Below are 10458 nucleotides of genomic sequence, written 5' to 3'. Positions count from 1 at the left end.
TCACCGGCGCCGGGGGGCGGGTGTTGTGGGCCCCCCCCCCGGCGGGCGCGCCCGCCCGGGCGGGGGCCCCCCCCCCCCCCGGGGCCCCCGCCCGGCCCTCGCACGTCCCCCCTCACGGAAGGACCCCCCACCGTGCGAAGAACCCGCATCCTCACGGCCGTGCTGGCGCTGGCGGCCGGGCTGCTGTCGGGCGCCCCCACGGCCCTGGCCGCCGATCCCGCGGTGACGAAGCTCGCCGCCGACACGTACAGCTGGAAGAACGCCCGGATCGACGGGGGCGGGTTCGTCCCCGGCATCGTCTTCAACCGCTCCGAGAAGAATCTGGCCTACGCCCGCACGGACATCGGCGGCGCGTACCGCTGGCAGGAGTCCTCCAAGACCTGGACACCGCTGCTGGACTCGGTCGGGTGGGACGACTGGGGGCACACCGGCGTCGTCAGCATCGCGTCCGACTCCGTCGACCCGGACCGGGTGTACGCGGCGGTCGGGACGTACACCAACAGCTGGGACCCGAAGAACGGCGCGGTCATGCGCTCCTCTGACCGGGGCGCGAGCTGGCGGAAGGCGGACCTGCCGTTCAAGCTGGGCGGCAACATGCCGGGGCGGGGCATGGGCGAGCGGCTGGCCATCGACCCGAACCGCAACAGCGTGCTGTATCTGGGCGCGCCCAGCGGCAACGGGCTGTGGCGGTCGACGGACTCGGGGGTGACCTGGTCGCGGGTGGCGAACTTCCCCAACGTGGGCGACTACGTACAGGATCCCGGCGACACCTCCGGCTACGCGTCCGACAACCAGGGCATCGTGTGGGTCACCTTCGACGAGTCCACGGGCACCGCCGGGAACGCCACGAAGACGGTCTACGTCGGGGTCGCCGACAAGGACAACGCGGTGTACCGGTCGACGGACGCGGGGGCGACCTGGCAGCGGCTGGCCGGGCAGCCCACCGGCCATCTCGCCCACAAGGGCGTCCTGGACGCGAAGAGCGGCAGTCTGTACCTCGCCTACAGCGACAAGGGCGGGCCGTACGACGGTGGCAAGGGCCGGCTGTGGCGGTACGCGACGGGCACGGGGACCTGGAGGGACATCAGCCCGGTGGCGGAGGCGGACACCTCCTACGGCTTCAGCGGGCTGACCGTGGACCGGCAGAGGCCGGGCACGGTCATGGCGACCGCGTACAGCGCCTGGTGGCCGGACACACAGATCTTCCGCTCCACCGACAGCGGCGCGACCTGGAGCAAGGCGTGGGACTACACGTCGTACCCGGACCGTGCGAACCACTACACGATGGACGTCTCGTCCTCGCCGTGGCTGACCTGGGACGCGCACCCGCAACCGCCCGAGCAGACGCCGAAGCTGGGCTGGATGACCGAGGCCCTGGAGATCGACCCGTTCGACTCCGACCGCATGATGTACGGGACGGGCGCGACGGTATACGGCACCGAGAACCTCACGAACTGGGACAGCGGAGGCAGGTTCGCCGTCAAGCCGATGGTGCGGGGCCTGGAGGAGACGGCGGTCAACGACCTCGCCTCTCCCCCGTCCGGCGCCCCGCTGCTCAGCGCGCTCGGCGACATCGGCGGCTTCCGGCACACGGACCTGACGAAGGTGCCGTCGATGATGTTCACCCAGCCGAACTTCACCACGACCACGAGTCTGGACTTCGCCGAGTCGGACCCGAACACGGTGGTGCGGGCGGGGAATCTGGACTCGGGCCCGCACATCGCGTTCTCGACGGACAACGGGGCCAACTGGTCCGCCGGGACCGACCCTTCGGGCGTGAGCGGCGGCGGCACCGTCGCGTCGGCGGCCGACGGCAGCAGGTTCGTGTGGAGCCCCGAGGGGGCGGGCGTGCACCACACGACCGGCTTCGGGACGTCGTGGCAGGCTTCCACGGGCATCCCCGCCGGGGCGATCGTGGAGTCGGACCGGGTCGACGCGAAGACGTTCTACGGCTTCAAGTCCGGGAAGTTCTACGTGAGTACGGACGGCGGGGCGACCTTCGCGGCCACCCCTGCCACGGGGCTGCCGAGCGGTGACAGCGTGCGCTTCAAGGCGCTGCCCGGTGGGAAGGGCGACGTGTGGCTGGCCGGCGGCGCGACCGACGGCGCCTATGGGCTGTGGCACTCGACGGACGGCGGAACGAGCTTCACCAGGCTCGCGAACGTCGCGCAGGCGGACACCATCGGCTTCGGCAAGGCCGCCCCCGGCGCCTCCTACCAGACCCTCTACACCAGCGCGAAGATCGGCGGCGTGCGGGGCCTCTTCCGCTCCACGGACCAGGGCGCGAGCTGGACGCGCATCAACGACGACGCCCACCAGTGGGGCTGGACGGGTGCGGCCATCACCGGCGACCCCCGGGTGTACGGCCGCGTCTACGTCTCCACGAACGGCCGGGGCGTCCTCTACGGCGACAGCGCGGACGGCGACCCGACAGACCCGGGGCCGGACCCGACGCCGACCGGTGCCTGCAAGGTCACCTACCAGATCACCAGTCAGTGGCCGGACGGCTTCCAGGCGGACGTGCGGCTCACCAACACCGGCACGAGCGCGTGGAACGGCTGGTCGCTCGGCTGGACCTTCACCGACGGCCAGAAGCTGACCCAGGCGTGGAACGCCCAGGCGGGACAGGCGGGTTCGGCGGTGACAGCGAAGAACGTCGGCTGGAACGCGAACGTGGCGCCGGGTTCGTCGGTGAGCTTCGGCTTCACGGCGAACCGCTCGGGCCCGAACGCGAAACCGGCCGCGTTCACGCTGGGTGGGCAGACCTGCGCGGTTGCCTGAGCGGGCGCTCACCGGCGGCGGGGCGCGGGCTGCCGTACCGCTCCGCCAGTTCCGCCGCCGTCCGGGCGATACGGTCGCGCAGTTCGGGGGGTTCGAGGACCTCGATGCCCGTGCCGAGGCGGAGGAACTCGGCATGGGCGTGGTCGAGGGACTCGATGGGGACGGTGGTCCGGGTCCAGCCGTCCTCGTCCGGGTGGGCGTCGCTCTGCCCCGGTCCGGGCAGCATGACGCCCGGCGCCAGCCGGACCACCGCCCGGGCCGGCCGGAGCCGGCGGTGGAAGTCGCGCTGGTACGCCGCCCAGTAGCCGGCCAGGTCGAAGTCGTCCGGACGGGTGAACTGCTGTTCCAGAGCGGCGAGTTGGAGGATCTGGTCGACCCGGTAGGTGCGGGGGCCCGGGCCCGCGACGACGTACCAGCGGCCCGCCTTGAGGACGAGTCCGTACGGCTCCAGGTGGCGCTCCACGTCGGTGGGTTCCCGCCACCGCCGGTAACGGATGTGCAGGGCACGGCAGTTCCACACGGCGTCGGCCACGGCCGGGAGGTGCGGCGTCTCGTCGGCGTCGGCGTACCAGCCGGGCGCGTCGAGGTGGAAGCGCCCGCTGATCCGGTCGGTGTGCGGGCGCAGTTCGGCCGGCAAGGCGGCCCGGACCTTGAGCTGGGCGGCGGCGAGGACGGAGCCGAGGCCGAGCTGGGCGGCGGGACCGGGGGCGCCGGCGAGGAAGAGGGCCTCGGCCTCGTCGGCGGTGAGGCCGGTGAGACGGGTGCGGTAGCCCTCCAGCAGGCGGTAGCCGCCGGCGTGGCCCGCGTCGCCGTACAGCGGGACACCGGCCGCGCTCAGCGCCTCGACGTCCCGGTACACCGTGCGTACCGACACCTCCAGCTCGGCGGCGAGCTGTGCGGCGGTCATCCGGCCGCGGGTCTGGAGCAGCAGGAGGATCGAGACGAGTCGGCTGGACTTCACTGACACAGGATGTCAGTGAAGCGGCTCTAGCGTCGCGCCATGGGTTTCACCGAGAAACTGCTGACCGTCCCTCCGCCGATCGAGGTGGCCGGCCGGCACGTCAAGCGCTACCACGTCACCGCCGGCCCGGCCGGAATCGAACCCGACGTCGAGAAGGCGGCCTACGCGATCCTGCCGGAGCTGCTGCCGGAGCCGGACGGGACTCCCCCGGCGACCTTCGTCGTCCTGCACCGGGGCGGCGACGACGGCGCCTACCTCAACGCGTACAGCTGGGTGTGGGACAACGTCCTGCACTTCAAGGGCGCGGCGGCGGGCCAGCCGGTGCTGGGCTGCCCGGACCGCGACCCGAGCCACTTCATCACACCGGACCTGCCGTGGATCGGCTGCGTGTGGGAGCTGCCGCCGATCCTGCACGAACGGGACGCCTGGGTGCGGCATCTGCTCGCCCCGCACGTCCCGGACCTCCAGGCCTACTTGACCGACTCCCTGCCCGACGGAACCACCGGAGACCGCACATGAGCAGCCCGCACGACTTCGACTTCTTCCATGGCGACTGGGACGTCCTGCACCGGCGCCGCACCGACTTCCTCGACCCGGACAGCGACTGGGAGGAGTTCCCGGGCACCAGCCGCTGTCTGCCGCTGTTCGACGGGGCCGCCAACCTCGACGAGATCGACATGCCGCACCTGTCGGCGAAGGGTGCGACCCTGCGGCTCTTCGACCGGGAGAGCGAGCAGTGGTCCCTGTACTGGGCCTCCAGCATCAGCGGGACGCTGTTCCCGCCGGTCGTCGGCCGATTCGAGGGGGGAACCGGGACGTTCTACGGCGACGACACCCACGACGGGAAGGACATCCGGGCACGGTTCGTCTGGTCGGGCGTCTCCGCCGTGTCGGCCCGGTGGGAGCAGGCGTTCTCCGTCGACGGCGGGGCCGGCTGGGTGACCAACTGGATCATGGAGTTCACCCGGCCTTCCGGAACGACCGCAGGCTGAACACCGGGTCGCGGCGCGGCCGGTCCTGGTCGGGGAGCCGGGCGAGGCGGTCGGCGAACCCGTCGGCGAGCGGGTCGCCGGGCGGCAGCGTGACGAACCAGCCCCTGCGCAGGTCGGCGATCGTACGGCGGGGGCTGCGGCCCTGGCCGTGGCCGGTGAAGCGGGCCCGGCCGGCCGGGACCAGGCCGTGGGCGGCGGCGCAGGACTCGACGTCCGCCGCCGCGTCCCGGACCGGGCCGGGCGGCCGGGAGGACAGCACGACATCGATGTCACTGCCCACGTTGTGGGAGGCGGCCTTGTCGACGGTGGTGACGTAGACCCCGCCGGGGCGCAGCACCCGGGCGCATTCGGCGACGATGGCCCGCACCTCGGCGGGCCCGGCCGCGAGGTGCAGCAGCCACACGCTGCACACGGCGTCGAACTGCCCGTCCCGGAAGGGCAGCCGGCGGCTGTCGGCGCGTACGACGGCGCCGGGGAGCCGGGTGGAGGCCTGCCGGGCCATCGCCGCGGCGAGGTCGACGCCGATCACGCTCATGTCGTCGCGGGCGGCGGCGAGCCGGCGGGTCACGATGCCGGTGCCGCAGGCGACGTCGAGCAGACTGCGCGTGTCCGGCGGTACGAGGCTCAGGACGCCCTGGGCGGCGGCGGCCGCCCGGGGCTCGCCGCCGCGCGAGGCGTCGTACCGCTCCGCTTCCTTGTCGTAGTCGAGCACCCGGTCAGTGTGCCCCGTGCCCCGGGGCGAGGTCCTCCACCCTGCGGGCGAGCTCGAAGTCCTTCTCGGTGACGGCGCCGCCCGCGCTGTGCGTGTGCACGGCCAGGGCGACGGTGTCGTAGCCGAGCGTCAGGTCGGAGTGGTGGTTCAGTTCCTCCTGGACCTGGGCGATGTGCACGACCATCGCCGTGGCCGAGAAGTGCGAGCCGAGCCGGTACGAGCGGACCAGGCGGTCCTGGTCGAGCGACCAGCCCGGCAGCTCGGCCAGCCGGTCCTCGACCTCTTTCTGCGACAGCGGTTCGACGGGCATGGGCTGCGCTCCTTCCCAGACTGCTGTGTCCGCGGTGTCCTCTCAGCGTGCCACAACGGAGCGGCCGAAGCCCTGGTCAGACGGGTGCACCTGTCCGGGACGACCGGTTCTCGACTACCGTCCCGGCATGACCACTCACCCGTCCACCGCCGAGCGGGGCGTGGGCCCGCTGCTGCGGGCCTGGCGGGAGCAGCGGCGGGTCAGCCAGCTGGAGCTGGCCCTGCGCGCGGACTCCTCGGCCCGGCACATCAGCTTCGTCGAGACCGGCCGTTCCCGTCCCAGCGAGGACATGGTGCTGCGGCTGGCCGAGCAACTGGACGTGCCCGTGCGGGAGCGCAACGCGCTGCTGCTGGCGGCCGGTTACGCCCCCCGTTACCCGGAGACCCCGCTGGACGATCCGGCGCTGGGCGCCCTGCGGGAGGGCATCGAGCGCCTGATCAGCGGGTACGAGCCGTACCCGGCCCTGGTGGTGGACGCGCTGTACAACGTGGTGGCCGCCAACCGGGGGGTGATGACGCTGGTGGAGGGCGTCGGCGAGGCGGTGCTCGCACCGCCCCTGAACGCGATGCGGCTGGCCCTGCACCCGCAGGGCCTCGCGCCGCGCATCCGCAATCTGCGCGCCTGGCGCGGCCACCTGCTGGAGCAGATGGAGCGGCAGATCGCCCTGCACCGCTCGCAGCCGCTACGGGCGCTGTACGAGGAGGTGGCGGCGTACCCCGTGCCCGAGACGGACACGGCGGACGAACCCTCGGAGCCGGTTCCGCACTTCGCGCTGCCGTTGCGGATCGAACACGAGGGGCAGACGCTGTCGTTCATCTCCTCGATCTCCACGTTCAACACGCCGATGGACGTGACGGTCGCCGAGCTGGCCATCGAGACGCTGCTCCCGGCGGACCCGGCGACGGCCAAGTACCTTCAGACGCTGATGTCCTGACGGGCCTTCAGTGCGGTGTGCTGCAGGACCGCGAAGCCGGCCACGACCAGGGCCTGCAGCACCGTCCACACCGCTCCCGGCGTGCTGGGCGAGAGCCACAGCGCCAGGGCCACGAGGCTCACGACCGCCCAGGCGAGGTTGCCCTCGATGACGGCCCGCACGCCGAGCGCCGGCGGCTGCCGGCGGGCGGCCAGCAGGCCCACGCCCGCCGCGTAGACGGCGAGGAACCCGCCCAGGCCGAGGAGCAGCGTGGCGTCGGCGCCGAGGAAGCGCCCGAGCGGGCCGGAGAACGCGAGGTAGGCGAGCGCGTTGCCACCGGTCACGACGGCGTCCAGGGCGAGGAAGCGGCGCAGCATCGACTGCGGTTCACGGGTGCGGGCGAGTGCGGCGAGCTGGAACGCGGACATGGGGAATCACCCTCCGTCGGGTCGTCGTGCGGCGGCTGGGGCCGGGCCCCGGGGCGGAGTGCGCCGGCCCGGAACCCGGTGCGTCCACGATCCCTTCCGGGTGGCGTCCGGTCGATTACCCGCGAGGTCATGCCCGCGCGGCACGCGGTGATTTCGGCGATCTTCTCGCCCCGGGCCCTGTCACGCCGTGGACCGGCCGTGACAGACTGATCGCAGGCTTGGGCACGTTGGGGAGGCGTGGCGTGAGTGAACGGCGGGCCGCACCCACCGTGGGCCAGGTGGTCCTGGGCAAGCGGTTGCAGGAGCTGCGGGAGGCCGCGGGCCTCAGCCGGGACGAGGCCGCGAAGGTGCTGCGGGTGGCCCCGGCGACGGTCCGGCGGATGGAGACCGCCGACGTCGCGCTGAAGATCCCGTACGTGCAGATCCTGCTGACGGCGTACGGGGTGGCGGCGGACGAGGTGACCGCCTTCGTCGACCTCGCCGAGGAGGCGAACCGGCCGGGTTGGTGGCAGCGGTTCCACGACGTGCTGCCGGAGTGGTTCAGCCTGTACGTGAGCCTGGAGGGCGCGGCCCGGATCATCCGGTCCTACGAGCCGCACTTCGTGCCGGGGCTGCTGCAGACCGAGGGGTACGCCCGGGCCGTGCTGCAGACCGGCACCATCGCGAACGCCGGGCCCGAGGCCGTGGACCGGCACGTGTCGCTGCGCATGGAGCGGCAGCGGCTGCTGGACCGGCCCAACCCGCCGCACCTGTGGGTCATCATGGACGAGACAGTGCTGTGCCGCCCGGTGAGCGCGGACGGCCGGGTGATGCGCGAGCAGCTGGACAAGCTGCTGGAGTACGCCGGGCGCGACCGGGTCACCCTGCAGATCGCGGAGTTCGCGGACGGCCCCCACCCGGGGACGTACGCGCCGTTCTCGCTGTTCCGCTTCGCCGAGCCGGAGCTGCCCGACATGGTCTTCACGGAGTACCTGACCGGCGCCCTGTACCTGGACTCCCGCAAGGAGGTCTCCGCGCACCTGGAGGTCCTGGACCACATGACGGCCCGGGCGGGCTCCGCGCAGCGCACGGAGGAACTGCTGCGGGAGTACCGCGAGCGCTACTGAGGCCCCGGCCCCGCCTCGACGTCACGGGGCGGGTTCTGACCCGTACGGGCGCCGTCGGCAGGTGTGCGCCCCGGCCCGCCCCTAGCGTCGGGATGACCGCACGGGCGGGTGAGCGCACGTGAAGGAGGTCCGATGCCCGGATTCGAGCTGCTGTACCAGGCGGCCGCGCTGTGCCTGATGTACCCCGACGACGATTTCCGTGCCCGGTTGCCGTTGCTGCGGGAAGCGGCTCCCCAGCTGCGTGAGTTCGCCGACCACGCGGCCCTCACCCCGCCGCGGGAGCTGGCCGCGCACTACGTGGAGGTGTTCGAGGGCGGGCAGGACCACAGCCTGTATCTGAGCGCCTGGCGCGAGGCGGCCCCGGCGCCGTCCGAGGAGCTGTACCGCGCGCACGGCCTGGAGACGACCGGCGAGGAGCCGCCGGACTTCCTGCCCGCGGTCCTGGAATGCGCGGCCCGCACCGGCGACACCGAGCTGCTGGCGGAGCACCGGGACGGCCTGGACCGGCTCCGCTCGAAGCTCACCGACTTCGGCACGCCGTACGCGACGGTCCTGGACGCGGTGTGCGCGACGCTGCCGCCGGTGGCCACGGGGCGTTAGTTCTCGCTGTCGTAGGTGTGGCGGGCCTGCTCGACCTTCTCCAGGTGGGCGGCCGACCAGTCGGCGAGGTGCGCGAAGAGCGGGGCGAGGCTGCGGCCGAGCTCGCTGATCTCGTACTCGACCCTGGGCGGGACCTCGGGGTGGTACGTGCGCACGACCAGGCCGTCCCGCTCCAGTTGCCTGAGGCGCTGGGTCAGCACCTTCGGCGTGATGGTGCCGATGCGCCGTTCCAGCTCGACGAAGCGCTGCCGGCCGTGGGTGTGGAGCGTCCACAGGACGGGCGTGGTCCACCGGCTGAACACGATGTCCACGACCGCGCTGATCGGGCAGGCGAGTTCCGGCACGGTCGCGGCGGACGCCGCCCCGGTCGTGTGAGCGGTCATGCGCACCCCTTGGGGATAGTCACTTTCCTCTAGGTACCTACTATATCGACGGTGTTAGCGTCCACGACATCGGCAACCAGGCCGCATAACAAGGGAGTTGCTCATGATCGTGGTGACCGGTGCGACCGGGAACGTGGGCCGATCACTCGTGCGGACCCTCGCCGGGGCCGGCGAGAAGGTGACCGCGACCTCGCGCAGGGTCTCGGACGCGGACGTACCGGAAGGCGTCGGGGCCCACCCGGCGGACCTGACGGACGTCGGCGGCCTCCGTCCCGTGCTGGACGGTGCGGACGCGCTGTTCCTGCAGAACGGCGGGGCCGACGCACACCTGCTCGATCCCGGACAGATTCTCGAAGCCGCCCGGGACGGCGGAGTCCGGCGCGTGGTACTGCTGTCCTCCCAGGGGGTGGCGACCCGGCCGGAGTCGGTCTCCCACGGGGGCGTCGGGCGGGCCATCGAGGACGCCGTGCGGGGGTCGGGTCTGGACTGGGTGATCCTGCGTCCGGGCGGTTTCGCCTCCAACGCCTTCGCCTGGGCCGGACCGGTCCGTACCCGGCGGACCGTCGCCGCGCCGTTCGGTGACGTCGGTCTGCCCGTGATCGACCCGGACGACATCGCCGAGGTCGCCGCGGCGGTCCTGCGGGAGGACGGGCACGCCGGGCAGGTCTACGAGCTGACCGGACCCGCCCTGAGCACGCCCCGGCAACGCGCCGAAGCTCTTGCGGAGGCCCTCGGCGAACCGGTCCGTTTCGTCGAGCAGACGCGTGAGGAGGCCCGTGCGCAGCTGCTGGAGTTCATGCCCGGGCCCGTGGTGGAGACGACCCTGGCCATCCTCGGCGAGCCCACTCCCGCGGAGCAGCGCGTCAGCCCCGACGTGGAGCGGGTACTGGGCCGCGCACCCCGCCCCTTCACGGACTGGGCCCACCGCAACGTCGCCGCGTTCCGTTAGGCAGTCTCGTTTGGATCACCGGGCGGACCAGAGGACGATGCCCGCGATGTGAAGTCCGGCCCGCTAGATGGTGGCGGTCTTCTCGTAGCGGGTGGCGATGCCTCGCCACTGCTTCAGGCGGTTGATGCACCGCTCGACGGTGTTGCGCTGCTTGTAGGTCTCGCGGTCGAACGCTGGTGGCCTGCCGCCCCGGCTGCCCCGACGTAGCCGGTGTCCGCGTTGGCCAGCGGGGACGGGGATCACTGCCCGGATGCCGCGCTTGCGCAGGTGCTCGCGGATCGCGCGCGAGGAGTACACCTTGTCGGCCAGGACCAGGTCCGGCC

Annotated in this window: 13 protein-coding genes; 7 read left to right on the top strand and 6 right to left on the bottom strand. The window is 72.6% G+C overall.

Translation table 11 applies throughout. From position 1 onward, the window contains the following. Positions 1-132: 132 nt before the first annotated feature. Positions 133-2781: a cellulose binding domain-containing protein gene (locus ACFV20_RS09510; RefSeq protein ID WP_385654361.1), complete on the top strand. Its 2649-nt coding sequence runs from the start codon at positions 133-135 to the stop codon at positions 2779-2781. Here ACFV20_RS09510 and ACFV20_RS09505 read toward each other — a convergent pair. Next, on the bottom strand, positions 2747-3742 hold the full coding sequence (locus ACFV20_RS09505) for a helix-turn-helix transcriptional regulator (protein ID WP_385654359.1): 996 nt from the start codon (positions 3740-3742) through the stop codon (positions 2747-2749). The two genes, ACFV20_RS09510 and ACFV20_RS09505, sit on opposite strands and share 35 nt — an antisense overlap. 39 nt (positions 3743-3781) lie before the next feature. On the opposite strand from ACFV20_RS09505, the gene ACFV20_RS09500 reads away from it, so the two are divergent. Beyond that, positions 3782-4261 (top strand): hypothetical protein, encoded by a 480-nt coding sequence (locus tag ACFV20_RS09500; RefSeq protein ID WP_385654357.1) that lies wholly within the window; start codon positions 3782-3784, stop codon positions 4259-4261. Continuing rightward, the gene (locus ACFV20_RS09495; protein WP_385654354.1) at positions 4258-4734 is read left to right on the top strand and encodes a hypothetical protein; all 477 of its coding nucleotides are present in this window, start codon (positions 4258-4260) and stop codon (positions 4732-4734) included. The genes ACFV20_RS09500 and ACFV20_RS09495 overlap by 4 nt, the downstream gene beginning before the upstream one ends. On the opposite strand, the gene ACFV20_RS09490 is transcribed toward ACFV20_RS09495, so the two are convergent. Then, positions 4703-5446: a class I SAM-dependent methyltransferase gene (locus tag ACFV20_RS09490; protein ID WP_385654352.1), complete on the bottom strand. Its 744-nt coding sequence runs from the start codon at positions 5444-5446 to the stop codon at positions 4703-4705. The two genes, ACFV20_RS09495 and ACFV20_RS09490, sit on opposite strands and share 32 nt — an antisense overlap. A gap of 4 nt (positions 5447-5450) precedes the next feature. Continuing rightward, positions 5451-5756: a 4a-hydroxytetrahydrobiopterin dehydratase gene (locus ACFV20_RS09485; RefSeq protein WP_385654349.1), complete on the bottom strand. Its 306-nt coding sequence runs from the start codon at positions 5754-5756 to the stop codon at positions 5451-5453. A 127-nt stretch (positions 5757-5883) separates the two neighbouring features. On the opposite strand from ACFV20_RS09485, the gene ACFV20_RS09480 reads away from it, so the two are divergent. Beyond that, positions 5884-6690 carry a helix-turn-helix domain-containing protein gene (locus ACFV20_RS09480; protein ID WP_385654347.1) on the top strand — a complete coding sequence of 269 codons (807 nt, stop codon included), beginning with the start codon at positions 5884-5886 and terminating at the stop codon, positions 6688-6690. Here the strand turns inward: ACFV20_RS09480 and ACFV20_RS09475 are convergent. After that, on the bottom strand, positions 6672-7097 hold the full coding sequence (locus ACFV20_RS09475) for a hypothetical protein (protein ID WP_385654344.1): 426 nt from the start codon (positions 7095-7097) through the stop codon (positions 6672-6674). The genes ACFV20_RS09480 and ACFV20_RS09475 overlap by 19 nt on opposite strands. Positions 7098-7339: 242 nt before the next feature. Between ACFV20_RS09475 and ACFV20_RS09470 the strand changes: the two genes are divergently transcribed. After that, positions 7340-8203, top strand: a complete 864-nt coding sequence (locus tag ACFV20_RS09470; RefSeq protein ID WP_385654341.1) for a helix-turn-helix domain-containing protein — start codon at positions 7340-7342, stop codon at positions 8201-8203. Between the two features lie 132 nt (positions 8204-8335). Continuing rightward, complete coding sequence (locus tag ACFV20_RS09465) at positions 8336-8803, top strand: nitrate reductase molybdenum cofactor assembly chaperone (RefSeq protein ID WP_385654338.1); 468 nt, start codon at positions 8336-8338, stop codon at positions 8801-8803. Here ACFV20_RS09465 and ACFV20_RS09460 read toward each other — a convergent pair. Beyond that, positions 8800-9186, bottom strand: a complete 387-nt coding sequence (locus ACFV20_RS09460; RefSeq protein WP_385654336.1) for a winged helix-turn-helix transcriptional regulator — start codon at positions 9184-9186, stop codon at positions 8800-8802. The two genes, ACFV20_RS09465 and ACFV20_RS09460, sit on opposite strands and share 4 nt — an antisense overlap. A 103-nt stretch (positions 9187-9289) precedes the next feature. On the opposite strand from ACFV20_RS09460, the gene ACFV20_RS09455 reads away from it, so the two are divergent. Further along, on the top strand, positions 9290-10135 hold the full coding sequence (locus ACFV20_RS09455) for an NAD(P)H-binding protein (protein WP_385654333.1): 846 nt from the start codon (positions 9290-9292) through the stop codon (positions 10133-10135). 63 nt (positions 10136-10198) lie between these two features. Here the strand turns inward: ACFV20_RS09455 and ACFV20_RS09450 are convergent. Beyond that, on the bottom strand, positions 10199-10458 hold a 260-nt coding region (locus tag ACFV20_RS09450), incomplete at its 5' end, for a transposase (protein WP_385654330.1).

It is taken from the genome of Streptomyces sp. NPDC059696 (genome assembly GCF_042733745.1).
GTDB lineage: Bacteria > Actinomycetota > Actinomycetes > Streptomycetales > Streptomycetaceae > Streptomyces.
The sequence above is the reverse complement of the archived record's forward strand: the minus strand, read 5'-3'. Positions and strand labels throughout refer to the sequence as shown.